The sequence below is a fragment of the Sphingobium indicum B90A genome, assembly GCF_000264945.2.
In the GTDB taxonomy this organism is placed as follows: Bacteria; Pseudomonadota; Alphaproteobacteria; order Sphingomonadales; family Sphingomonadaceae; genus Sphingobium; species Sphingobium indicum.
Map to the genome: position 1 here is coordinate 2,734,004 of NZ_CP013070.1, position 24,734 is coordinate 2,758,737.

The 24,734-nt window shown below is 66.0% G+C and carries 23 protein-coding genes; 14 read left to right on the forward strand and 9 right to left on the reverse strand.

Features of this window, described 5'->3' with window-relative positions; translation table 11 throughout:
* Positions 1-70: 70 nt before the first annotated feature.
* A complete protein-coding gene (gene recJ, locus SIDU_RS13290; protein WP_007687938.1) occupies positions 71-1,837 on the reverse strand; it encodes a single-stranded-DNA-specific exonuclease RecJ in 1,767 nt (588 codons plus the stop codon).
* A gap of 136 nt (positions 1,838-1,973) precedes the next feature.
* Between recJ and SIDU_RS13295 the strand changes: the two genes are divergently transcribed.
* Positions 1,974-4,067, forward strand: coding sequence for an autotransporter assembly complex protein TamA (locus SIDU_RS13295; protein WP_037508063.1), 2,094 nt, complete (start codon positions 1,974-1,976; stop codon positions 4,065-4,067).
* On the forward strand, positions 4,067-8,254 hold the full coding sequence (locus SIDU_RS13300; RefSeq protein ID WP_025772766.1) for a translocation/assembly module TamB domain-containing protein: 4,188 nt from the start codon (positions 4,067-4,069) through the stop codon (positions 8,252-8,254). The genes SIDU_RS13295 and SIDU_RS13300 overlap by 1 nt, the downstream gene beginning before the upstream one ends.
* 35 nt (positions 8,255-8,289) lie before the next feature.
* Here the strand turns inward: SIDU_RS13300 and SIDU_RS13305 are convergent, their stop codons facing one another.
* The 4 genes from SIDU_RS13305 to SIDU_RS13320 form a co-directional block, all read right to left on the reverse strand.
* On the reverse strand, positions 8,290-9,696 hold the full coding sequence (locus tag SIDU_RS13305) for a methyl-accepting chemotaxis protein (protein WP_007687940.1): 1,407 nt from the start codon (positions 9,694-9,696) through the stop codon (positions 8,290-8,292).
* 123 nt (positions 9,697-9,819) lie between these two features.
* Positions 9,820-10,716, reverse strand: coding sequence for a DMT family transporter (locus tag SIDU_RS13310; protein WP_007687942.1), 897 nt, complete (start codon positions 10,714-10,716; stop codon positions 9,820-9,822).
* Complete coding sequence (locus SIDU_RS13315) at positions 10,713-11,120, reverse strand: endonuclease domain-containing protein (RefSeq protein ID WP_007687944.1); 408 nt, start codon at positions 11,118-11,120, stop codon at positions 10,713-10,715. Before SIDU_RS13315 ends, SIDU_RS13310 begins: the two co-directional genes overlap by 4 nt.
* Positions 11,121-11,192: 72 nt before the next feature.
* Positions 11,193-12,713 (reverse strand): fumarate hydratase, encoded by a 1,521-nt coding sequence (locus SIDU_RS13320; RefSeq protein WP_007687946.1) that lies wholly within the window; start codon positions 12,711-12,713, stop codon positions 11,193-11,195.
* 129 nt (positions 12,714-12,842) lie between these two features.
* Between SIDU_RS13320 and SIDU_RS13325 the strand changes: the two genes are divergently transcribed.
* Positions 12,843-13,358, forward strand: a complete 516-nt coding sequence (locus SIDU_RS13325; protein ID WP_007687948.1) for a hypothetical protein — start codon at positions 12,843-12,845, stop codon at positions 13,356-13,358.
* A 42-nt stretch (positions 13,359-13,400) separates the two neighbouring features.
* On the opposite strand, the gene SIDU_RS13330 is transcribed toward SIDU_RS13325, so the two are convergent.
* On the reverse strand, positions 13,401-14,045 hold the full coding sequence (locus tag SIDU_RS13330; protein ID WP_007687949.1) for a glutathione S-transferase family protein: 645 nt from the start codon (positions 14,043-14,045) through the stop codon (positions 13,401-13,403).
* Between the two features lie 503 nt (positions 14,046-14,548).
* On the opposite strand from SIDU_RS13330, the gene SIDU_RS13335 reads away from it, so the two are divergent.
* From SIDU_RS13335 to SIDU_RS13355, 5 genes are all read left to right on the forward strand, one after another.
* Positions 14,549-16,519 carry a ribonucleoside-diphosphate reductase subunit alpha gene (locus tag SIDU_RS13335; protein WP_007687958.1) on the forward strand — a complete coding sequence of 657 codons (1,971 nt, stop codon included), beginning with the start codon at positions 14,549-14,551 and terminating at the stop codon, positions 16,517-16,519.
* A gap of 64 nt (positions 16,520-16,583) precedes the next feature.
* Positions 16,584-16,997 (forward strand): endonuclease domain-containing protein, encoded by a 414-nt coding sequence (locus tag SIDU_RS13340; RefSeq protein WP_409349295.1) that lies wholly within the window; start codon positions 16,584-16,586, stop codon positions 16,995-16,997.
* Between the two features lie 5 nt (positions 16,998-17,002).
* Complete coding sequence (locus SIDU_RS13345) at positions 17,003-18,058, forward strand: ribonucleotide-diphosphate reductase subunit beta (protein ID WP_007687962.1); 1,056 nt, start codon at positions 17,003-17,005, stop codon at positions 18,056-18,058.
* A 276-nt stretch (positions 18,059-18,334) separates the two neighbouring features.
* Positions 18,335-18,688: a hypothetical protein gene (locus SIDU_RS19395; RefSeq protein WP_148663259.1), complete on the forward strand. Its 354-nt coding sequence runs from the start codon at positions 18,335-18,337 to the stop codon at positions 18,686-18,688.
* Positions 18,689-18,860: 172 nt separating this feature from the next.
* On the forward strand, positions 18,861-19,358 hold the full coding sequence (locus tag SIDU_RS13355; protein ID WP_007687964.1) for a glycine zipper 2TM domain-containing protein: 498 nt from the start codon (positions 18,861-18,863) through the stop codon (positions 19,356-19,358).
* A gap of 85 nt (positions 19,359-19,443) precedes the next feature.
* Here the strand turns inward: SIDU_RS13355 and SIDU_RS13360 are convergent, their stop codons facing one another.
* Positions 19,444-20,019 (reverse strand): thermonuclease family protein, encoded by a 576-nt coding sequence (locus SIDU_RS13360; protein WP_020817965.1) that lies wholly within the window; start codon positions 20,017-20,019, stop codon positions 19,444-19,446.
* Positions 20,020-20,135: 116 nt separating this feature from the next.
* Between SIDU_RS13360 and SIDU_RS13365 the strand changes: the two genes are divergently transcribed.
* A complete protein-coding gene (locus tag SIDU_RS13365; protein WP_007687968.1) occupies positions 20,136-20,528 on the forward strand; it encodes a globin domain-containing protein in 393 nt (130 codons plus the stop codon).
* A gap of 27 nt (positions 20,529-20,555) precedes the next feature.
* Here SIDU_RS13365 and SIDU_RS13370 read toward each other — a convergent pair whose 3' ends face one another.
* Complete coding sequence (locus SIDU_RS13370) at positions 20,556-20,861, reverse strand: hypothetical protein (protein WP_007687970.1); 306 nt, start codon at positions 20,859-20,861, stop codon at positions 20,556-20,558.
* Between the two features lie 135 nt (positions 20,862-20,996).
* On the opposite strand from SIDU_RS13370, the gene SIDU_RS13375 reads away from it, so the two are divergent.
* From SIDU_RS13375 to SIDU_RS13395, 5 genes are all read left to right on the forward strand, one after another.
* Positions 20,997-21,377: a RidA family protein gene (locus SIDU_RS13375; protein WP_007687972.1), complete on the forward strand. Its 381-nt coding sequence runs from the start codon at positions 20,997-20,999 to the stop codon at positions 21,375-21,377.
* 5 nt (positions 21,378-21,382) lie between these two features.
* The gene (locus SIDU_RS13380; protein ID WP_007687974.1) at positions 21,383-21,739 is read left to right on the forward strand and encodes an ArsC family reductase; all 357 of its coding nucleotides are present in this window, start codon (positions 21,383-21,385) and stop codon (positions 21,737-21,739) included.
* Positions 21,736-22,782 carry a glycerophosphodiester phosphodiesterase gene (locus tag SIDU_RS13385; protein WP_037509144.1) on the forward strand — a complete coding sequence of 349 codons (1,047 nt, stop codon included), beginning with the start codon at positions 21,736-21,738 and terminating at the stop codon, positions 22,780-22,782. Before SIDU_RS13380 ends, SIDU_RS13385 begins: the two co-directional genes overlap by 4 nt.
* A gap of 39 nt (positions 22,783-22,821) precedes the next feature.
* Complete coding sequence (locus tag SIDU_RS13390; protein WP_007687978.1) at positions 22,822-23,247, forward strand: RrF2 family transcriptional regulator; 426 nt, start codon at positions 22,822-22,824, stop codon at positions 23,245-23,247.
* A gap of 248 nt (positions 23,248-23,495) precedes the next feature.
* On the forward strand, positions 23,496-24,152 hold the full coding sequence (locus SIDU_RS13395) for an MBL fold metallo-hydrolase (protein ID WP_007687980.1): 657 nt from the start codon (positions 23,496-23,498) through the stop codon (positions 24,150-24,152).
* A gap of 3 nt (positions 24,153-24,155) precedes the next feature.
* Here the strand turns inward: SIDU_RS13395 and SIDU_RS13400 are convergent, their stop codons facing one another.
* The gene (locus SIDU_RS13400) at positions 24,156-24,587 is read right to left on the reverse strand and encodes an MAPEG family protein (RefSeq protein ID WP_007687982.1); all 432 of its coding nucleotides are present in this window, start codon (positions 24,585-24,587) and stop codon (positions 24,156-24,158) included.
* Positions 24,588-24,734: the final 147 nt, after the last annotated feature.

A 24,734-nucleotide genomic window follows, 5' to 3' on the forward strand; every position in this document is an offset into this window, starting at 1 on the left:
TGGCTCCGGAACGGTCAACCCCCTTTTCGTCCTGAAAATGACGCGGGGCATAAAATAGCCGATCCTCCCCTCAATCGGCCCAGGCGGCGTCCTCCAGATGCAGTTCGGCGGCGGGGCGCGGACCCCAATCGTCGATCTTCGCCCGGCCCGCGATCCACAGCCGCCGGTCGCGGGGCGCCCCCAATATGGCCTGGCCCAGGTCGGATTCCGCCTGGCGGAAGGCGATGGTCTTGATCGACCGGCCGTCATCGCCCGCCATGATGGCGCGCAAATGGCCGTTGCCCACCACGTCCGCCTTGATGACCCGCATCGGCCCGGAAGCGATCAGCGGCGCGGGCCAGCCCGCGCCATAGGGGCCGCCGGCGTCGATGGCGGCGACGAAATCCGGATTGACCCCAGCAGGCGCCAGCACCGCGTCGATCAGCAGGGCGCGGTCGTCCCGCGCCTTCGCGACGGCGCCGGAAAGCCGCTCGTCCAGGAAGTCGGCCAGCGCATCGACCTTGTCCGCCGCGACCGTCAGACCCGCCGCCATGGCATGGCCGCCGCCCGCGACAAGCAGGCCGCTATCCTTCGCCGCCAGCACCGCCGCGCCCAGATCGACGCCGGAAATGGAGCGGCCCGACCCCTTGCCGGTGCCGTCCCCATCGATGGCGACGACGATGGCGGGGCGGCCCGCCTTCTCCTTGATGCGCCCCGCGACGATGCCGATCACGCCCGGATGCCAGCCCGCGCCGGACAGCAGCGCCACCGCCCGGTTGCCCTGCGCGGCCAGCAGTTCCTCCGCCTCCGCCTGGACGGCCGCTTCGATGGTCCGGCGTTCCTCGTTCAGCAGGTCGAGTTCCTGCGCGATCTGCGCGGCCTCCGCCGGGTCGTCGGTGGTGAGCAGCCGCACGCCCAGGTCCGCCTTCCCCACGCGCCCGCCCGCATTGATGCGCGGGCCCAGCGCGAAGCCCAGGTCGTGGCAGAGCGGCGCCCGCGTCAGGCGGCTGGCGTCGATCAGGGCGGAAAGGCCGATATTGCGGCGCTTCGCCATGACCTTCAGCCCCTGCGCCACGAAGGCGCGGTTCAGCCCCTTCAACTGGGCCACGTCCGCCACGGTGCCCAGCGCGACGATGTCGAGCAGGTCCATCAGCGGCGGCTCCGTCCGTTGCGCGAACCAGTTGCGTTTGCGCAGCGCCCGGATCAGCGCCGCGCCCAGCAGGAAGGCGACGCCCACCGCCGCCAGATGACCGTGGGCGGCGGCTTCCTCCCCCTCATCCAGGCGATTGGGATTCACCAGCGCCAGCGCTTCGGGCAAAGCGGCGGCGCATTTATGATGGTCGACCACCACCACATCGACGCCCGCCGCCTTGGCCTGCGCCAGCGCGTCGAACGCCTGCGCGCCGCAATCGACCGTGACGATCAGGGTCGCGCCCTCGCCCGCCAGCCGCACCAGCGCTTCGCCCGACGGGCCATAGCCCTCCATCAGCCGGTCGGGGATATAGGGCCGGGCCGCCAGCCCCAGGTCGCGCAGCAGACGGATCAGCAGCGCCGCGCTGGTCGCGCCGTCCACGTCATAGTCGCCGAAGATGCGCACATCCTCCCCCCGCGCCACCGCGTCGGCCAGCCGTTCGGCGGCGGCGTCCATGTCGCGGAACAGGCTGGGATCGGGCATGAAATGGCGGATGGTGGGATTGCGGTGCGCCTCCACCGCGTCGCGGGGGCAGCCCCGCGCCAGCAGCAGTTGCGTCACCAGATCGTCAGGCCGATAGCCCGGATCGCGCCCGTCCGCGCTGCCCCCGCGCCACCGCCAGGGCTGGCCGAGGATCGAACGGGTGACGTTGAGCGCGATGGTCATGCCGCCGGTCTAGACTGGATGGGATTTGGAGGGAAGCGCCCCCTTCATGACGCGGGCGGAACCTTGGCAACCCGCTGCGCGTATTGGCTGTTCCCGCCCTCCATGGGCGAAGGGCAAGAGGGGCAAAGCGGTTTCCATGGGTTCAAGGCAGAAGCGGGTCCGGCGAGCCTTGGGTCTGACGATGATGGCGACCTTTCCCCTCCCCCTGACGGCGCAGACGCCTCCGCCGCCGCAACAGCAGGAAGAACCGATCCTGCCCGACAGCGAGTTCGAGGCGCGCCTGCCCAAGGCGGGAGAAGCCGCAGCGGACCCCGGCGCGCCGCTGCCCTCGATCGACGAGTGGATCGACCGGCAGATGCCGCCCGCCGAAGCCGCCGGGCAACTGCCCCCTGCGGTCGAGCCGCAGGAGGAGCGCGAACTGGCCCAGCCGCTGCCCCCGCTCGACAGCGTGCAGGTGCCGGCGCAGGTCGCGACCGACGACAACCCCGATGCGAAGACCCAGGCGGTCCGCTATTCGGTGGCGGTGGAGGGGTTCGGCAGGACCGGGCTGGAACCGGCGTTCCGCGAGTCCTCCGCCCTGATCGACGGCGGCGGCAAGGCCGACACGGCGGCGATGGTGCAGGCCCGCGCCCATGAGGATGAGGCGCTGGCCGTGCGGCTGCTCTATTCGGAGGGCTATTATGACGCGACCGCGCTCGCCTCGCTGGATCAGGCGGGCGACGGGGCGTTGAAGGCCGTCCTCTCGGTCACGCCGGGCAAGCGCTACAGGATCGGGGACATCGTCATCAACGCCGGGCCGACCGTGCCGCCCGGCCTGGTCCGCGACAGCCTGCCGCTCAAGGCCGGCGACCATATCGTCGCGGCGGCGGTCGAGGGGGCGGAGGCCAATGTCGGCGTCAGGCTGCCGGAAAACGGCTATCCCTTCGCCAAGGTCGGGCAGCGGGACATATTGCTCGACCCCGCGACGGTGACGGGAGACTATACCCTACCGGTGGAGACCGGGCCGCGCGGGTCGTTCCGGGGGATCGCCACCACGGGCGAGAAGCAGGCCTTCGGCGCGGATCATATGAAGGTCATCAGCCGCTTCAAGCCGGGCGAGCTTTACGACAGCCGCAAGGTGGACGATCTGCGCCGGGCGCTGGTGGCGACGGGGCTGTTTTCCAGCATTTCGGTCGATCCGGTGCGCACCGATGAGTCCGGCCCGGACGGCACCGAATATGTCGACCTGAACGTCGCGCAGGAGGCGGGCAAGCCGCGCACGCTGGCGGGCGAGCTGGGCTATGGCACGGGGCAGGGCTTCCGCGCCGAGGGAACATGGACGCACCGCAACCTCTTCCCGCCCGAAGGCGCGGTGATCGCCAGCGTCATAGCGGGCACGCAGGAACAGGGCGCGTCGGGCACCTTCCGCCGATCGAACGCGGGCAAGCGCGACAAGACCTTCCAGACGGGTATCGCGGTCAACCACCAGAATTACGACGCCTATGAGGCCTATACGCTGGGGCTGAACATCGGCTGGTCGCGCCAGTCGACGCCGATCTTCCAGAAGCGCTGGACCTACAGCTATGGGGCGGAGGTGCTGCTGACCAACGAGCAGGTGGTGGTCGATCCGGCGAGCGCGGACAAGACGCGGCGGACCTATTTCATCGGCGGCCTGCCGGTGCAGGTCGGCTATGATCGGTCGAACGACCTGCTGAACCCGACAAAAGGCTTCCGCGCCAATCTGCGCGCCGAGCCGGAGGGGTCTTTGCAGGGCAGTTTCTCGCCCTATTTGCGGGCGACATTCGACCTCACCGGCTATTATCCGGTATCGGACAGCCTGGTGATCGCCGGGCGGGCGCGGGTCGGCACGATCAGCGGGGTGAAGCGTGACGATGTCGCCCCATCCCGCCGCATCTATGCGGGCGGCGGCGGGTCGGTGCGTGGCTACGGCTATCAGGAACTGGGGCCGAAGGACGCGAACAACGATCCCATCGGCGGCCGGTCCGTCAATGAATTCGCGGTCGAGGGCCGCTATCGCTTCGGCGATTATGGCGTGGTCGCCTTCGTCGATGCGGGGCAGGTCTATGAAAGCTCCGTGCCGCAATTTTCGAACATCCGCTACGGCGTGGGCATAGGCGGGCGCTTCTACACCAATTTCGGTCCCTTCCGCGCCGACATCGCCATGCCGATCAACCGGCAGCCGGGCGAATCCAAATTCGCGCTCTATATCGGCATCGGACAGGCCTTCTGATGGCTGAGGAAACCGTCATCCTTCGCGAAAAGCGCCCGCTCTGGCAGAAGGTCGCACTGGGCGTCGTCGGCCTTGTCGTCGCGCTGGCGGTGCTGGCGGCGGGCCTGCTGCTGTTCCTCGATACGCAGCCGGGCAAGAAATTCCTGATCCGCCAGATCGCCGCGCTGAAGCTGGAATCCGGCATGGCCATAGAGGTCGGGCGGATCGACGGGTCGATCTACAGCGACATGACGATCCGCAATCTGGTGCTGCGCGACCCCAAGGGCATTTTCGCGGTCAGCCCGGAAGTGCATGTGGTGTGGAGTCCCTTCCGCTACATCGACAACCATATTTCGGTGCGGCTGCTGGAAAGCCCGCTGGTGGTCCTCGCCCGCAGCCCGCGGTTCAACATCACCAAGACCGATCCCAACGCCCCGATCCTGCCCGACCTGGACATCGACGTCGACCGGCTGAAGATCGCCCGGTTCCTCGTCGCCAAGCCGGTCATAGGTCAAAAACGCGAGATCGCCATCGACGGCGTGACCCATATCGCTGACGGCCGCGCCATATTGTCCGCCGATGCGGTGGTGGACAGCGGCGACCGTTTGCACGCCAATCTCGACGCCGTGCCCGCGCAGAACCGCCTGGCCATGAAGGGCAGGCTGACCGCGCCCAAAGGCGGGGTGATCGCGGCGATGAGCGGCCTGACCGACGGCTTCACCGCGACGCTGGACGGCCGGGGGACATGGCAGGCGTGGAACGGGCGGCTGATCGCCATGTCGGGCAAGGGCGAGCTGGCGAACATCGCGCTCGCCGCCCGCGACGGCAATTTCACGGCGAAGGGGCCGCTGCGGCCGGGGCTGGTCTTCGCCGGGACGGTCGACCGGCTGACGATGCCCGCGCTCGACGTCGACCTGTTCGCGGGGATGAACGAGCGGCGGGTGAACCTCAAAGGCTCGCTGAAATCCCCCGCCGTCGCCGCCACCGCGCAGGGGCTGGTCGACCTTGGCCAAAGCCGGTTCGGGGCGCTCCGGATCGACGCCGCCCTGCTTGCCCCCGGCGCGATCATGGAGAAGGTGAAGGGCCGCGACGTGCGCGCCTCCGTCATTCTCGACGGGCCGATGGCGACGCCCTTCATCGACTATGACATCACCGCCAGGCAGATCGCCTTCGACGCCACCGGCATCGAGAATCTGAAGGCCAGCGGGCGCGCCGTGATCGACGCCGACCGCATCCGCATTCCGGTGAGCGCCACCGCCAGCCGCGTCACCGGCCTCAACGCGGCGGCGGGCGGGCTGCTCAACAATCTGCGGGTGAAGGGCGACTTCGCCTATGCCGCGGGGAAGCTGATCAGCGACAATCTGAAGATCGACAGCGACCGGGTGGACGCCACCGCCATCGTGCTGGCGGACATGGACAACGCCGTCTATCGCGGCGCGCTGAAGGGCCGGGTCAATGACTACCGGATCGACGGCGTCGGCATCGTCAACCTGCAGACCGATGTGAAGCTGGTGCCGGGACCGAGGGGCGGATTCGGCCTGTCCGGCCGCTTCGGCGTGCGCACGGCGCGGTGGGAGAACGCCTCCGTCCGCGACTTCCTGGGCGGCAATGCCGTCGCGTCCGGCAGCATCGGCATGACGCCGGAGGGCAGGTTCACCCTCAGCGGCCTGAAGGGCGCGGCGCCCGAATTCCGCATCCACAGCGGTTCGGGCAGCTATGATACGGATGGCCGGATCGCCTTCGACGCCAGGGCGACGTCCAACCGATACGGCCCGCTGGCGCTGACCGTGCGCGGCACGATGGAGCGACCCAATGCGGTGCTGCGCGCCGCCCGACCCAATGTCGGGGTGCAGCTTCACGATGTCGTGGCGAAACTGAACGGCGAGGCGGCGGGCTATAGGCTGGAAGCCACCGGCGGGTCCGCCTATGGCCCCTTCTTCGCCAATGTGCTGATCCGCACCTCTAAGGGGCCGCTCACCATCGACATAGCCAAAGCGCGTTTCGCCGGGATCGACATGAACGGCCGCGTGCAGCAGAGCGCCGCCGGTCCCTTCACCGGGCAGCTTGCCATGAACGGTTCCGGCGTCACCGGCGCGGTCCGCCTGACGGCGGTGGGCAAGGCGCAGGGCGCGCAGCTGAACGCCACCGCCAGCAATGCCAAGCTGCCGGGCGAGGCGGATGTGGTGATCGGCCGGGCGCTGATCACCGCGAACATGGTGCTGGCCGAACAGCCGCAGATCAGCGCCGACGTGCAGATGGCGAACGCCGCCTATGGCGACTATGTGGTGCGCAAGGCGCGCGGGCGGATCGACTATCGCGGCGGGCGCGGGCGGGCGCAACTGGTCGCTGACGGTTCGACCGGCGTGCCCTTCTCCATCGCCATGAACGCCGCGCTGCGCCCGACGCTCTATGCCGTCGCGCTGGAGGGACGGGCGAGCAACATTCCCTTCCGCTTCGCCCGGCCCGCCATCGTCCGGATCGAGCAGGCGGGGTATCGGCTGGAACCCGCGACGCTGGTGCTGCCGCAGGGGCGGGTGGATCTGGCGGGCCGCTTCGGCCAGCAGACGGCGATGCAGGCGCGGTTCAAGGATTTCGACCTCGCCATCGTCAACATGGCCTCGCCGGGGCTGGGCATTGGCGGGAAGGCGACCGGCACGCTGGATTTCGCGCAGGATGGTTCGGCTTTCCCGACCGCGACCACGCGGCTGGCGATTGCGGATTTCCGCCGCTCCAGCCTGACCGCCGTGTCCGATCCCGTGTCCATGGCGGTCGAGGGCAAGCTGTCGAGCGCGGGCGGCAACATGCGCGGCCTCATCCGGCGCGGCAATGCGACGCTCGGCCGCTTCGTCGCGACGCTGGCGCCGCCGGGACCGGGCGCGGGTTGGGCGCAGCAATTGCAATCCGCGCCCTTGGGGGGCGGCATCCGCTATGCCGGGCCGGCCGATGTGCTGTTCTCCTTCGCCGGGCTGGCGGATCAACAATTAACCGGGCCGATCGCCGTCGCGGCCGATTTCGGCGGGCGGCTGAGCGCGCCGCGGCTTAACGGCCTCGTCCGCGCCAATGCGCTCACCTATGAGAATGAGACCTTCGGCACGCGGGTCACGCAGATGCGGCTGGACGGGCGCTTCACCAACGACCGGCTCGACCTGCGCGATTTTTCCGGGCGGGCGGGCGAAGGCACGGTGCAGGCGAGCGGCACGGTGGGGCTGGCGGCGGAAAGCGGCTATCCGATGAACATCGCCGTGAGGCTGAACCGCGCCCGCCTCGCCCGCAGCGAAGCGATCACCAGCGTGGTCAGCGGCACGCTGGCCATCACCAACAGCCCGGCCGATGGCGGCCTGATCAGGGGCGACCTGTCGCTTCCCGAAACCCGCTACCGCGTCGCCTGGCAGGGGGGCAGCGACATCCGCCAGTTGACCGGCGTGCGCCGCAAGGGCGAAGGGACCGACCTGCTGGACCAGCGCGTGGCGGCGCGGCAGGCGGCCGCCCGGCCCGCGCCATGGAAGCTGGACGTGCGCATCCGCGCCGATAACGAGATCTACGTGACCGGCATGGGCCTCGATTCCGAATGGAAGACGAACATGCGCGTGACCGGCACGGCGAGCGATCCGCGCGTGGTCGGCAAGATCGAGGTGATACGCGGCCGCTACAGCTTCTCCGGCCATCAGTTCGATCTGGAGCAGGGCGTCATCAGCTTCAACGGGCCGATGATGAACCCGACGCTGGCGATCCGCGCCGAAACAAAGATCAGCGACGTGACGGCGGGCATAGCGGTCGGCGGCACGGCGCAGCGGCCGGACATCGCCTTCGTCTCGACGCCGACGCTGCCGCAGGATGAGATATTGGCGCGCATCCTGTTCGGCGACAATGTGGCGAACCTGTCCGCGACGCAGGCGATCCAGTTGGCGGCGGCGCTGAACGGCCTGCGGGGGGGCGGCGGCGGGCTGAACCCCATGGGCAAGCTGCAAAATGCGTCGGGCGTCGACCGGATCGGCATCGTCGGCGGCGACGAGGCGACCGGGCGCGGCACGTCGCTGGCGGTGGGGCAGCATATCTCCAACAACATCTATGTGGAGGTGATCACCGATCCCAAGGGCTTCACCGCGACGCAGCTCGAAATTTCCCTGTCGAGGACGCTCAGCCTGCTGTCGAAGACGGGGACCAATGCGGGATCGTCCGCCAATCTGCGCTATTCGAAGGATTATTGACGCCTTTGAACATGGCTCCAGGCGGCCGGGAAATCTTACCCGTCCTGGTCCTGATAGGCCATCTGCAAAATTCCCCAATGTCGGCCGCGCACGTGGATGGAGGCGATGACCTGCTTCAGCAGGATGACCTCGCCCACCGCGTTCAGCCGGCGATAGGCCTTGATGCAGAAGGGCTGGGTGATGCGGCACTGTTCCCGCGTGTCGGGATAGTCGAAGATCAGCCCCTGGCGCGAATATTCGAAATTCCAGTCGTCGTCGCCCGGCCGCTGCGGATGCGACCGTTCCGGCATGGCGACCGCGCCGAAGCTGTTGCGGTCGGTGAAGGTCATGCCGAACAGCCCCGGAAAGGCGCGCGCCCGTTCCTGCTGCGCCCGCGCCGCCGGGATCAGCACCGGCTGCACCGGATGGCTGTATTGCGCCGGCTGCGTGCCGGGGATCGGCATATAGGTTTCGCTGAACAATTCGCCTTCCGTCAGCCGGCCTTCCGCCAGGGCCAGTTCCAGCGCGTCGCTCACCGTCCGGGCCGCGTCCAGGCAGAAGTCGATATAGGGCGTGTCGGCGATCTCGACGCCGCTTTCCGCCACCAGTTGCAGCAGCCGGTTGGTGTCGTCGCTGGCGGTCGAGATGCGGCCGGACAGCCTTTGCAGGCCCCCGGCATTGTCGGTCGATGTGCTCGCCAGCGCCGCCAGCCCGCCGCGAATCTCGCCCGCCGATCCGACGATGGAGGCGATGCGTTCGGCGACGGTTTCGCTGTTGCTGGAGAGGTCCGCCATCAGCGCGCCCAGCCGTTCGACCAGCAGTTCGATGTTCTTGGTGTCGTTGAGCGCGGTGCGCGCCGTTTCCGCGCCGTGGACGATGCCCTCCAGCATCTTGCCCGCCTCGCCGGTCAGGGCGCCGATCGACTGGTCGATGGTCTGGGTGGCGGTCGCGGTTTCCTGCGCCAGTTTCTTGACCTCCGCCGCCACGACGGCGAAGCCGCGCCCGGCGTCGCCCGCCCGCGCCGCCTCTATGGTGGCGTTCAGCGCCAGCAAATTGGTCTGGCTGGCGATGCCGCTGATGACGCTGGTCACATGGGCGACGGTCTTCAGCGCCTCGCGAAAGCCGTCGAGCTGGGCGTGGACGCTGCTCACCCGTTCGATCAGGTCGACGAAATTGCCGTTGGCGTCCGACAATTGGCGCCCAGAATCCTGGATGATGCCGCGGGCCGCCACGGCCTTTTCGCGCGCGTCCTGCCCCGCCAGCGCCACGCTTTCGCCGTCGCGGGAAAGCTGCGCCGCCGCGCCGCTGATCGCCTCTATGGTGCGGGCCTGGTTGGTGACGCGATCCGCCAGTTCGCTGATGTCCGCCTGCAAATCGAGCGTGCGGATGCCCAGGTCGCCCGACAACTCGGCCACCTTCTTCACCGCCTGTTCGACGTTCCGGTTTCTTGCCTGGTTTTCCACGCAATCCGGGCTATCGGACGTTGGTAAAATATCCGTTAGCGATGCGGCGGGCCGTTGGCCGAACTCACTCCGTTCGTCCTGAGCAGCATTGAGCGAAGTGGAAATGGCGCATCGAAGGGCTGGTTAAAGCGCCCCCATCAAGGCCAGCACCACCCCGCCCACCACCAGCATCAGCCCCATGACCTCGCTGCGCGCCATCCGCTCGCCCAGGTAGAAATGGCCGAAGCCCAGGGTGAAGGCGACCTCGACCTGCCCGACGATCCGCACCAGCGCGACCGGCGCGGTGGCGAAGCCGGTGAACCAGCAGGCCGAACCCAGCGCGGACAACAGCCCCACCTGCCCCGAAACCCGCCAGCCGCGCAGCACCCGGCGCATCTGCTCCGGCTCCCGCAGCAGCAGATAGCCGCCCTGCATCGCCGCCTGCATCGCGACCGCCGCCGCCAGCACGACCAGCGCCGCCAGCACCGGATCGCCGCCGCCCGCCATCTGCGTCGCCCGCCGGACGGCGACGGCGGTCAGCGCGAAGAAGAAACCCGAAGCGATCCCGCACAGCGCCGCCGGCTGCCCCAGCGACCGGACGAATCCCGCCTGCCTGCCGCCCGCCGACAGCAGCATCACGCCCATCACCCCGCAACCGATCCCCGCCCATGTCAGCGGATGCAGCCGCTCCCCCATCAGCAGGAAGGACAATATGGCCCCCTGCACCGCCTCCGTCTTGGAATAGGCGGTGCCGACGACGAAATTGCGATGGGCGAAGGCCATGATCAGCAAATTGGTCGCAATGATCTGCGCCAACCCGCCCCCCAGGCAAAAGAGCAGAAACGAAGCATCGGGCGAGGGCCACGGCCCGGCAAAAACCAGCCGATAGCCCGCCAGCAACATCAGCGCGAAAGGCAGCCCATAAAGATAACGCACCACCCCCGCCGCATTGACGGACAGATCATGACTGACCCGCCGCTGCACCGCCGTCCGCCAGGCCTGCGCCACCCCCGCCAACAAAGCCGCCGGAAGCCAAATCACTCATTCCTCCCCATCGAAAGATGGGGAGGGGGACCAGCCGCAGGCTGGTGGAGGGGAAATGCGCGACATTGGTGCAGGACATGCACCGTCACCCCCTCAAACTCCCGAAGCACGTCGACAGCCCTGATCCGCAGAACACGGATATTCTGAGCGCCCAGCCAATCATCCCGTCGTTCATCCCGAACCACTCGTTCGGCGCTATCATGCCCGGAGCCATCGACCTCCACCCCCAGCCGCGCCGACGCACAATAAAAGTCCAGCACATACGGCCCGACCGGATGCTGCCGCCGGAACTTAAGCCCCTCGGGCCGCTCCCGCAGCCATTGCCAGAGCCTGACCTCCGGAGGGGTCAAAGCACGGCGCAATCCCCGCGCCTGCGCCACCGTCTTCCTTTTGGGAGGCATCGCGCCCTTTCCCCTCCACCAGCCTTCGGCTGGTCCCCCTCCCCATCTACCGATGGGGAGGATCAAGAAGCCTCACGCCTTTTCGAGAAGACCTTCCTTCCGGATCTTCTCCTGCCACACCAGCGGGGCGAGCCGGTGGACATTCTGCCCTTCGCTGTCGACGGCGACGGTCACGGGCATGTCCTGCACCTCGAACTCGTAGATCGCCTCCATGCCCAGGTCTTCGAAGCCGACCACCTTGGCCGCCTTGATCGCCCGCGCCACCAGATAGGCCGCGCCGCCGACCGCCATCAGATAGGCGCTCTTATGCCTGGCGATGGAATCGGTCGCCGCAGGCCCGCGCTCCGCCTTGCCGACGCACGCCGCCAGGCCCTGCTCCAGCATCATGTCCATGAACTTGTCCATGCGCGTGGCGGTGGTCGGCCCGGCCGGACCCACCACTTCGTCGCGCACCGGATCGACCGGGCCGACATAGTAAATGACGCGGCCTTTGAAATCGACCGGCAGTTCCTCGCCCTTGGCCAGCATGTCCTGAATCCGCTTGTGCGCCGCGTCGCGCCCGGTCAGCATCTTGCCGTTCAGCAGCAGCCGGTCGCCATGCTTCCAGCTTTGCACCACTTCCGGCGTCAGCTTGTCCAGGTCGACCCGGATCGCCTCCTTGCTCGGCTTCCAGTCCACCTGCGGCCATTCCGAAATCTTCGGCGCCTCCAGATAGGCCGGACCCGACCCGTCCAGCGTGAAATGCGCATGGCGGGTGGCGGCGCAGTTCGGGATCATCGCCACCGGCTTGCCCGCCGCATGGCAGGGATAGTCGTAGATCTTGACGTCCAGGATGGTCGAAAGCCCGCCCAGCCCCTGCGCGCCGATGCCCAGCGCGTTGACCTTGTCGAAAATCTCGATGCGCAGCTTCTCGATGTCGTTCTGCGGCCCGCGCGCCTTCAGTTCGCCCATGTCGATGGGCTCCATCAGCGATTCCTTGGCCAGCGCGACGGCCTTTTCCGCCGTGCCGCCGATGCCGATGCCCAGCATGCCGGGCGGGCACCAGCCCGCGCCCATCTGCGGGATCATCTCCAGCACCCAGTCGACGATGGAATCGCTGGGGTTCATCATCTTGAACTTGGTCTTGTTCTCCGACCCGCCGCCCTTGGCCGCGACGTCGACGATCACCTTGTCGCCCTGCACCATCTCGACATTCAGCACGCAGGGCGTGTTGTCCTTCGTATTGACGCGGCTGAACGCCGGGTCTTTCAGGATCGAGGCGCGCAGCCGGTTTTCGGGGTTGAGGTAAGCGCGGCGCACGCCCTCGTCGATCACCTCCTGCATGGAACGGCTGTTGTCGTCCAGGCGGCAGTCCATGCCCCATTTGACGAAGACGTTGACGATGCCGGTATCCTGGCAGATCGGGCGGTGCCCCTCGGCGCACATGCGGCTGTTGGTCAGGATCTGGGCGATGGCGTCCTTCGCCGCCGGATTGGCCTCCGCCTCATAGGCTTTGCCCAATGCGCGGATATAATCCATCGGATGATAGTAGCTGATGAACTGGAGCGCGTCGGCCACGCTCTCGATCAGATCGGCGGTTTTGATGACGGTCATCTACCCTGGTCCCTAATCTAAAGGCCCGCCCGGCGCGGCAGGTCCATGCAGGGGAGCGGCTAGTAGGGAATCGCGCGCGAGTCCAGTGGCGGCAGGGAGCCGGGCGCCCGCCCCAGGCGTTTCCCGGCCATGCCCCGCGCGCTCAAGACCTATCGCACCGCCATCGGCTTCCACGACGCCTATGTCGCCGCGCCCAGCCAGAAGGCGGCGCTGGAGGCCTGGGGCGCCGACGCCAATCTGTTCGCCCGCGGCGTGGCGGAGGTCGTGACCGATCCCGCGCTGACCGCCGAGCCGCTCGCCCATCCGGGCACGGTCATCAAGCGCCCCCGCGGTTCCATGGCGGAGCATCTCGCGGCTTTGCCGGCGGAAAGGCCCGCAGGCTCCGGGAAAGCGACGGCGCGCAAGGCGGCGAAGCCCGAACCCCGCCCCGATCGCGCGCCGCTGGACGAGGCGGAGGAAGCGCTGGCGGCGCTCGACCGGCGGCAGGAAGCGGAAAGCCGGCGGCTGGCCCGCCGCGAAGCCGCCCTCCGGCGCGAGCGGCAGGAACTGGAACAACGACATGGGGCCGAAAGGCGCCGACTGGAAAAAGCCCGCGATACGGCCGCCGGGCGCTATGAACGCGCGCTCAAGGCGTGGAAGGGCTGAGGCCCGACCCGCAGCCCGCCATGGGCTGAATCCCCACACGCCCTAATCCGCGAAGGGAAACATGGGCCACCACGGCTCCTTTTCCCGCAGCACCCGCGCGAAGCTCTCCCGCGCCTCCAGCCGTTCCAGATAGGCGCGCAGTGCCGGAAAGCCGCCCCGCATCGGCTCGATCTTGTCGGCATAGAACAGGGCCGGCGCCGCCGCGCAATCGGCCAGGGTGAAATCGTCCCCCGCCGCCCAGCGCCGTCCCGCCATCCGCGCCTCCAGCAGCGCATAGGCCTTGCCCAGCATCCGCCGCGCTTCCCCCACGCCATGGGAATCGCGGGCGACGCCCTGGGGCCGGATCTTCTCGGCGACGATCGCCTGCATCGGCGTCATCACATAGATGTCGAACAGCCGGTCCATCAGCCGAACCTCCAGCGCCGCGTCGGCATCTTCGGGAATCGGCCGGAAAGGCCCCGGACGATGCCGTCCCAGATATTCTATGATGATGCTGGTTTCCGCGACCGTCCTGTCCCGCGCCTCGTCCCGCAGCACCGGGAACTTCCCCAGCGGCCACAGCGCCAGCCACGCCTCCGCCACGGCCGGGTCGTCCAGCATGCGCGGCTCGAACGGGGTGCCGTTCTCGTAAAGGGCGATCAGCACCTTCCAACTGCAGGAGGAGAGGGGGTGGTAATAGAGAATCATGTCGGCTCCTCTCGTCTCTCGTCGCCCATGGCTCGTGCTGCTCCGTTCCCCCCTATCTGTCATGCATTCGTCGCGAAACGCCATGGGTGGAATCGCCCGGCCCAGCAATTGCGTGGCAAGCCAAATTTATTTTCCGGGCCAAATTGTCCCCCTTGCCTTTTGCAAAGCCAAGGAAAGTCCGTGCGTCGCTGCGCTGCGCCGTGCCGCAACGTCGACGAAACGAGTCTCAGCGTCGATGAGTTGAGTCTCCGAACCGTCATTTACCCCCTTGAAAGGAAATGAAGCTGTGGCACTATCCCTTGTATCGGGTTAACGGGGGTTACCCAACAGATTGTGATCGAACCAACCGGGCCGCTTCCCGGAGGGAGGCTGTTTTTGCCCTTGCGATCGCGCCTGCTGGCCCCATCTCCGTGCCTGACCGGGTCGATAATGCTATATTCGTTCGGCCCGGCCGGCAGCGGCTTGACCGAATCGAACGAAACAGGAACATTCGGGAGCTGGTCATGGATTTTCGAGACAGCGAACAGGTGAGTGCAAGCGACGTGGCAACCGTGATTGACGAAGTGGTCGAAACCGTGGCGGACAAGAAGAAGGCTCCCGTTCCCGCCGAGGGGGCGCTGGTCGATGGGGCGCCTGCGCCCAAGGCCGACCCGACGCCGGACTCCTCCACCGTGCTGGAGCGCCGCTTCCATGTCGTGACCGACGCCAGCCGCGACGCGCTGCTGACCGATTTCGGCAAGGACACGCTGCAGGACCGTTACCTGCTGCCCGGCGAATCCTATCAGGATCTGTTCGCCCGCGTCGCCGCCGCCTATGCCGACGACGCCGACCATGCCCAGCGCGTCTACGACTATATCTCGCGCCTCTGGTTCATGCCAGCCACGCCCGTCCTGTCGAATGGCGGCACCGGGCGCGGCCTGCCGATCAGTTGCTATCTCAACAGCGTCGACGACAGCCTGGAAGGCATCGTCAACACCTGGAACGAGAATGTCTGGCTCGCCAGCCGGGGCGGCGGCATCGGCACCTATTGGGGCAATGTGCGCGGCATCGGGGAGCCGGTGGGCCTCAACGGCAAGACCAGCGGCATCATCCCCTTCGTCCGCGTGATGGACTCGCTGACCCTGGCGATCAGCCAGGGCAGCCTGCGCCGCGGTTCGGCCGCCTGCTATCTCGACATCTCCCATCCGGAGATCGAGGAGTTTCTGGAAATCCGAAAGACGTCGGGCGACTTCAACCGCAAGGCGCTGAACCTGCACCATGGCGTCCTCCTGACCGACGAATTCATGGAGGCGGTGCGCGACGGCAAGGAATTCGCGCTGCGCAGCCCGAAGGACCAGTCGGTGCGCGGCAGCGTCAACGCCCGCGCCCTGTTCCAGAAGCTGGTGGAGGTCCGCCTCGCCACCGGCGAACCCTATATCGTCTTCAACGACACCGTGAACCGCACGATGCCCAAGCATCACCGCGATCTGGGACTCAAGGTGTCGACCTCCAACCTCTGTTCCGAAATCACTTTGCCGACGGGTCGCGACCATATCGGCAATGACCGCACGGCCGTCTGCTGTCTTTCCTCCCTCAACCTGGAAACCTGGGACGAGTGGAAGGACGACAGGCAGTTTGTCGAGGATGTCATGCGCTTCCTCGACAATGTGCTGCAGGACTATATCGACCGCGCGCCGCCGGAAATGGCGCGGGCGAAATATAGTGCGAGCCGTGAACGGTCGGTGGGCCTGGGGGTGATGGGGTTCCACTCCTTCCTCCAGGCCCGCGGACTTCCCTTCGAAGGGGCGATGGCCAAATCGTGGAACCTGCGCATCTTCAAGCATATCAACGAGAAGGTGAACGAAGCCTCGATGCAGCTCGCGGTCGAGCGCGGCCCGTGCCCGGACGCCGCCGACATGGGCGTGATGGAGCGTTTCTCCTGCAAGATGGCGATCGCGCCCACCGCGTCGATCAGCATCATCTGCGGCGGCGCGTCGGCCTGCATCGAACCGATCCCGGCGAACATCTACACCCACAAGACGCTGTCCGGCAGCTTCGCGGTGAAGAATCCGTACCTCGAAAAGCTGCTGGTGGCGAAGGCCAAGGACAGCACGGCGGTCTGGAACTCGATCCTGGAAAAGGGCGGCAGCGTCCAGCATCTCGACTTCCTGAGCCAGGAGGAAAAGGACGTCTTCAAGACCAGTTTCGAGATCGACCAGCGCTGGCTGCTCGAACTGGCCGCCGACCGCACGCCCTATATCGACCAGGCGCAGTCGCTCAACTTGTTCATCCCCGCCGACGTGGAGAAATGGGATCTGCTGATGCTCCACTACCGGGCGTGGGAGCTGGGCATCAAGTCGCTCTATTATCTCCGCTCCAAGTCGGTCCAGCGCGCCGGCTTCGCGGGCGGGGTGGAAGCGGACAACACCATCGACGCCCCCAAATTCGAAATCGGCGAGACCACCGACTATGACGAGTGCCTCGCCTGCCAGTGATCCAAGAATCTCCTCTCCCCTTGTGGGAGAGGAAGGGGCCCGCGCGGCAAAGCCGCGTGGGAAGGTGAGGGGTAAGGCCCCAAACCCGACGATCGCCCGCGCGAGAGAACTGCGCCGCAATGCAACCGACGCCGAGAAACGCCTCTGGACTCTCCTCCGCGAAAAGTTGCCGAGCGCCAGGTTCCGCCGCCAGGTTCCCATCGGCCCCTATTTCGCGGACTTCGCCTCTCACGCCGCCCGCCTGATCATCGAACTGGACGGCGGCCAACATGACAAGGCGGCAGACGCGCCCCGCACGGCCTTTCTCCAACAGGAAGGCTATCGCGTGATCCGCTTCTGGAACCATGATGTGATGCAAAATCCCGAAGGCGCGCTGGCAAGGATAGCGATCTTCACCCCTCACCCTCCCATCGCTGACGCGATGGGCCCCTCCCTCTCCCACAAGGGGAGAGGGTCTGGTATAAAATCCTCGGAGTAACCACCATGCCCCTTCTTCAAGCCAGCAAGGTCTACAAGCCCTTCGAATATCCCTGGGCCTATGAGTTCTGGAAGCGCCAGCAGCAGCTTCACTGGCTGCCGGAGGAAGTGCCGCTGGGCGAGGATTGCCGCGACTGGGCGCAGAAGCTCAGCGACCATGAACGCAACCTGCTGACGCAAATCTTCCGCTTCTTCACCCAGGCGGATGTGGAAGTGCAGGACTGCTACCACGAAAAATACGGCCGCGTGTTCAAGCCGACCGAGATCAAGATGATGCTGACTGCCTTCAGCAACATGGAGACGGTCCACATCGCCGCCTATTCACACCTGCTCGACACCATCGGCATGCCGGAAAGCGAATATAGCGCCTTCATGCAGTATAAGGAGATGAAGGACAAACACGACTATCTCCAGCAGTTCGGCGTCGACACGGACGAGGACATCGCCAAGACGCTGGCCATGTTCGGCGGCTTCACCGAGGGGCTGCAGCTTTTCGCCAGCTTCGCGATGCTGATGAACTTCCCGCGCTTCAACAAGATGAAGGGCATGGGCCAGATCGTAAGCTGGTCGGTCCGCGACGAGACGCTGCACTGCGAAGGCATCGTCCGCCTGTTCCACGCCTTCGTGAAGGAACGCGACTGCCTGACCGCCTCGGTCAAGGACGACATCATGGACATGTGCCAGAAGACCGTCCGCATCGAGGACGCCTTCGTCGACCTGGTCTTCGAAATGGGCCCGGTGCCCGGCATGACGCCCAAGGACATCAAGAAATATGTCCGCTACATCGCCGACTGGCGCCTGGGGCAACTGGGCCTGAAACCCATCTACATGATCGACGAACACCCCCTCCCCTGGCTGACCCCGCTGCTGAACGGCGTGGAGCACGCCAATTTCTTCGAAACCCGCGCCACCGAATATTCGAAGGCGGCGACCCGCGGCCAGTGGAACGACGTCTGGGACGCCTTCGACCGCCGCGCCAAGCTGAAAGGCGGCGAAGCAGCCAACGCGGATGAAGCGGGCGACCCGGATATGTTCAAGGCGGCGGGCATCGCGGCGGAGTAGAGGAAGTAGAATGGCCGCGTATATTATCTGTTATGACCTAACCAATCCTGGAAGGAATTATCAGAATTTATACGAGAAAATTAAATCTTATGGCACTTGGGCCAGAGTAACTGAATCGAATTGGGTGATTGTTACGACGAAAACTGCGGTTCAGATAAGAGATGATCTTCTTACCGTTCTGGATAGCAACGACAGGTTGTTTGTAGTTAAGTCAGGCCGTGAAGCAGCATGGCATAACTCTCGTTGTAAGAATGAGTGGCTAAAGGCTAAACTGTGATGAATCAACTAGAGCAGTCTGGTTACATTCCGGCTCCAGTGATTAAGCGGGGCAGCCTTACTTCTCTTTCTATTTACGAGATAACGGACTATGAACTAGATATATTGGAAAGTGGTGGACCAAGCTCTCTATATTTAAATTTTGCAATATTCTTGATATCCATAGGCATATCTTTTTTAATTACCCTGATGACGACTGACATATCAAATACCAAGATTTATAATTTCTTTTTAATTTCTACAATATTAGGCCTTATAATAGGTTTATTGCTTTTAACAATATGGAAGAAGACATATACATCAACTGCAAAATTATGCATAAAAATAAGAAGTCGTATTATATCGGATGAATGATCTACTTAAATTACATATTTAAATAGCTGGATTTCGGACGTTCTTGCAACTTACAAAGTACAAAATTCCTCCCCCCTCCCTGTCCCTCACATGAACGCCCCGTTTTGTTCCGTTCATGCAACGTTTATGTGCATTCGGATGTTCTCCCTCATCATAACCAAGGGAGCCTGAGATGAAGTTCACCCTGAAAACCGCCCTTGCCGCCCTGTCCCTCGGCGCCGTGACGTTGAGCGCGGCCCCCGCCGCCGCTGATCCGCCGCCCTGGGCCGGTCACGGCAAGAAGCATAATCCCGGCCACGGCCGCAACGACTGGAAGCATGGCGGCAAGCATGACCGTTACCAGCGCCCCGGCCGCGTGATCTACAGCTATGACTGGAACCGTCCGGACCCGCGCTATGGCCGCTATTACCGGCCCGACCGCTATTATCGCGGCGGCTATGAGCCGATCCGCGTGACCCGCTCGACGCGCATCTATCGCGGCTATGACGACCGCTATTATTGCCGCCGCTCGGACGGCACGACCGGCCTGATCGTCGGCGCGGCGCTGGGCGGCCTGCTCGGCGGCCAACTCGACCGGGGTTATTCCAACACGGCGGGCATCCTCATCGGCGCGGGCGCGGGCGCTCTGCTCGGCCGCGAAATCGACCGCGGCAATCTGAGCTGCCGCTAAAACCGGAAAGGCTGAGGGAGCCGCCCTCCCTCAGCCCTCATTCAACGCCAGGCCTATCGGCACGGGGCCGATCAATGCCGGGCAATCAACACCACGGATGCCGCGCCCCGTCCCATTCCCGCGCCAACCCTTCGGCCACCAGCATCTCGCCGATCGACTGCCCGCCCCGCGTCACCACCCGCAGCGCCCGCCCATAGCGGTCCGTCTCCCGATCGCCGCTTTCCAGCGAGAAGGGACCGGCGTTCATCAACTGCTGCAATCGCTGCGTCGCCCGCGCCCCCAGCGCCGCTTCCTGGGCGCAGCGCGGCCCGTGCGTTTCGGGCGCGTCGATGTCCATCACCCTTATCTTTTCGCCGCGGAACCAGAAGGTGTCCCCGTCGACCACGCAATCGGCGCCGCCGCCGACATGGCAGAAGCCGAACCGCGCCGACAGCTTGTCCCCCGCGACGGGCGACGCCACCTCCCGCCAACTGCTCTGGAAGCGCTGCGCCAGATCCGGCCCGAACCAGCCCAGGCCCGCGCCCATCAGAACCCCGCCGATCACCAGCATGGCGACCGAAGGCCCCTTGGGCTTCCTGGGTGGCAGGCGTCCGCGCCCGGCCCGGCGCGCCTGCGCCAGCCAGATCACCTCATTGCGCGTCTTCCTGGTTCCTCGGCTCATGACGCGGCCATAACGAAAGACGTCCCTGCCGTCTCGCGTCAAAAGCGCGCGATTTGATCCATATCAATGACCCGCGGGCACAGGCCGCCACGCTGGCCCGACCAGCAGGAGGCCCCATGACCACCCCCTATGCCCGCATCGGCGGCGAGGCGACCGTCGCCGCCATCGCCAACCGCTTCTACGACCTGATCGACCGGGACCGCGCCTATGCCGATCTGCGCGCCATCCATGCGGCGGACCTGCGCGCCGTGCGCCATGGCCTCACCCGTTTCCTGGCGGGATGGTCGGGCGGGCCGCGCGACTGGTTCGAACGCGGCCAGTGCATCATGTCGCTGCACCGCGCCTTCCCGATCACCGCGGGACTGGCGGATCAATGGTCCGCCGCCATGGCCCGCGCCATAAAGGCGCAACCGGGCATCGACCCGCAACTCGCCGCCGCCATGGCCGATGCGCTCGGCCATATGGCGAGGGGGATGATCAACCTGTCGCTGGACCAGAACGCGGCTTAGCCGGATAGCAGGCCGGCGGGCCGGACCTTATTCCTCGTCCTCGGTCGGCCCCAATATATCCTCCTCATCGTCCATCTGCGGTTCGCCGGCGAAGGCGTCATTGTCGATCCGGCCGGATCGGTTCATTTCCTCCATCCGCTCGACCAGATCGGGCGTGTCGTCGGGAATGATCTGCGCGGGATTGGGCCGTCCGCCGCGCTCGCTGTCCTCGGCCAGGTCCGTCGACCGCGCCCGCGCCTCGTCGGCCACGTCCTGCGCCTGCGACCCCGCTTCGGCCTGTTCGTCATTTTCCTCCCCCGCGTCGGGGAAGGGGCTGTCGTCGGGTCGGTTCATGCTCTGTCTCCTTCCTCGCTCCAACGGCCGGCGGCCCGCGCCGTTCCCGCCGGGCAAAAGGCGCTGGACAGCATCCTGCGAACGGGGCAAGAGCCGCAGCGATCCTTTTCGCTCCGTTCTGCACAGGGAACTTCCATGCCCCGCCAGCTCATTTCCTCCGGCTCGCCTTTCGAGGCGCAGGTCGGCTATTCGCGCGCCGTCGTCCAGGGCGACTGGTGCTTCGTCGCCGGCACCACCGGCACCGATCCCGAAACAAAGGCCATGCCCGAATCCGTCGTCGACCAGGGCAAGAATGCGCTGAAAGTCATCGGCCGGGCGCTGGAGGAGGCGGGCTTCTCCTTCGCGGACGTGGTGCGCGTCACCTATTACATCACGGACCCCGCCTATTGGGACGTGCTGGGGGAGGCGACCGCGCCGGTCTTCGGCGACACCCGCCCCGCCGCAAGCTGCATCGTCACCGGCCTCATCAAGCCGGAGATGAAGATCGAGATCGAAGTCACCGCGTTCAAGGGATAACGGCCATGCTGACCATGTACGGCATCAAGAATTGCGACACGATCAAGAAGGCGCGCAATTTCCTGGACAATAGCGGCAAGCCATACAGCTTCCACGACTACAAGGTGTCGGGCGTCGACAAGGCGAAGCTGGAGGAATGGGTGATGGAGCATGGGTGGGAAACCATCCTCAACCGTTCCGGCACCACCTTCAAGGCGCTGGACGCGGGCGACAAGGCGCATATCGATTCGGAAAAGGCGATTCTGCTGATGATGAGCAACCCTTCGATGATCAAGCGCCCGATCCTGGACCTGGGCGACCGCACCATCGTCGGCTTCAAGGCGACCACCTATGAGGACGCTCTGGAGGGCGTGAAGGCATGATTTTGAGGGGGATGCTCCGAACATTCCTCCTCCTCACCCTTTTGACGGCGGCGCCAGCGATGACGGAGACCGGGGCGGAACCCTTCATCATCGCCCATCGCGGGGCCAGCGGCGAACGGCCCGAACATACGCTCGCCGCCTATGAACGCGCCATCGACCAGGGCGCCGACTATATCGAACCCGATCTGGTGCTGACCGGCGACGGCGTCCTCGTCGCCCGGCATGAAAATGAGATAAGCGGCACCACCGACGTCGCCGATCACCCCGAATTCGCCGCGCGCAGGACCAGCAAGACCATCGACGGCCAGCCCGTCACCGGCTGGTTCACGGAGGATTTCACGCTCGCGGAACTGCGCACGCTGCGCGCCCGCGAACGGCTGCCGCAGCTTCGGCCCGCCAACAGCCGCTTCGACGGCCTCTACCCGATCCCCACCTTCGAGGAGATATTGAAGCTGGTCCGCGCCAAGGAGGCGGAAACCGGCCGCCGCATCGGCCTCTATCCCGAAACCAAGCATCCCGCCTATTTCGCGGGCATCGGCCTGCCGCATCAGGCGCCCTTGCTCGATCTGCTCGGCCGCTACGGCTATCAGACGGAGGCCGATCCGGTCTTCATCCAGTCCTTCGAGGTCGGCAACCTCAAGGCCCTGCGCGCCGCGTCGCGCCTGCGCCTGATCCAGCTCGTCGCGGGCGAGGGCGGTCCCGCCGATGAGCCGGGGACGAGCTATGCCGACATGATGACGGCGCAGGGGCTGCGGCAGGTCGCGGACTATGCCGACGGCATCGGCCCGGCGGCGGCCATGGTGCTGGCGCCCGAAGGCCCGACGGGGCTGGTCGAGCGCGCCCATCAGGCCGGATTGCAAGTCCATGTCTGGACGCTGCGCATGGAAAACAGCTTCCTGCCCGCCGCCTTCCAGCGCCCCGACGATCCGCAGGGCCGGGGCGATTTCGCCGGCTATGTCCGGGCGGTCGCCGGAACGGGCGTCGACGCGATGTTCAGCGATTTTCCGAAACAGGCGCGCCAGGCGCTGAATCCCGCGCCCTGATGACTTGTCAAATCTGCGGCGGCAGCGAATAACAGCCCCATGCTTTCGCAGAAGACCCGTTACGCCATCCGCGCCCTCCAGCATCTCGCAGACCGCTACCGGCAGGGTCCGGTGCCGCTGAACGAGATCGCCACGCGCCAGAACATCCCGTCCAAATTCCTGACGGTGATCCTGTCGGAACTGGCGCGGGAGGGGCTGGTCGCGACCCAGCGCGGACGCGACGGCGGCTATTGGCTGGCGCTGGCCCCGGTGGACATCAGCTATGGCGACATCGTCCGGTTGACCCGCGGCTCGCTCGCGCTCACGCCCTGCGCCAGCCGCTTCGCGCATGAGACCTGCACCAACTGCCTGCCCGAATCGGAATGCCGCCTGCACCGCGTGATGCTCCGCGTGCGCGACGAAACCGCCAAGGTGCTCGACAGCATCAGCCTGGCGGAACCCTTCGCGACGGGGGACATGGGGTAAGAGGGCCTTTGGCGACATTAATCCTCCCTGCGCGCAGCGTGGGGAGGGTCGAAGAGAGGCACGTGACTCTCTTCGACGCTCGCATAGCGAGTGGTGGAGGGGAAATTCGGAGGTCGTGCTCCCTTCCCCTCCACCATGCTTCGCATGGTCCCCCTCCCCATCTCCCGATGGGGAGGAATAGGAGAGATCCACTCCCACCCTTCCCCCAAAGCCTTGCGCCCGGCGCGCAGCTTCGCCACATCAACGCCATGACGACTCCGCCCCTCAAAGCCGCCCTGATCCCCGTCACGCCGCTCCAGCAGAATTGCACGCTTTTCTGGTGCACGGCGACCAATCGCGGCGCCTTCGTCGATCCGGGCGGCGATCTGCCGCTGCTCAGGAAGGCGGCCGAGCAGCATGGCGTCACCATAGAGAAGATCCTCGTTACCCACGGCCATATCGACCATTGCGGCCAGGCGGGCATCCTCGCCCGCGACCTGGGCGTGCCGATCGAAGGACCCCATGAAGCCGACCGCTTCTGGATCGACCGGCTGGGCGAGGACGGCGCGAGATATGGCATCAACGGCGAAAGCTTCGAACCCGACCGCTGGCTGAAGGACGGCGACCAGGTGACGGTCGGCAACCTCACGCTCGACGTCTATCATTGCCCCGGCCACACGCCGGGCCATGTCGTCTTCCACCACGCCCCCAGCAAGCTCGCCATCGTCGGCGACGTGCTGTTCCAGGGTTCCATCGGCCGCACCGACTTCCCGATGGGCAATCATCAGGATCTGATCGACGCGATCACCGGCAAGCTATGGCCCCTGGGCGGCGACACGGCCTTCGTCCCCGGCCACGGCCCGATGAGCAATTTCGCCCATGAACGCCGCACCAATCCCTTCGTGGGGGATGCCGTCCTGGCTTGAGCGTCAGCGAATCATCGCCATGGCGGGCGGCGCGGGCACTTCCCGCGTCGCGCCATAGGCGATGGCGAGCGCCGTCACCGCCATGCCGACCATCACCACCCAGGTCAGCAGCGCCCCGCCCGCGCGCCAGACGGTCGGCTTGTCCGCATCCATCCCGAATCCATGGCCGATTCGCGCCAGCACCAGCACCAGCGCCGCGCCCCACAGCCAGATCGACGCGCCGACCGCCAGTTCCACCAGTCCGAACAAAATCAGCGTCACCGGCACATATTCGATGAAATTGGCATGGGCGCGCATCCGCCTGGCCAGCATCGCGCTGCCGCCGTCGCCATGCATCACCTGGCTCGCGATCCGGATTCGCGTGCAGCGGAACCCCAGCCACATGTTGATCAGCGCGCAGGCCGCGGCCAGGGTCAGCGTGATCGGCAGCAACATCGGATTTCCCCCCTTTTATCGTGACGCCCCCAGAATAGGGCGGCGCCATGCCGGGGCAAGGAAGGACTTGCGCATGGGCAAAAAAACGCTATAGGCGCAGGGCTTCGCGATCATCCGGGCCGCATGGGTCTGCGGCGCCGTTGGCGT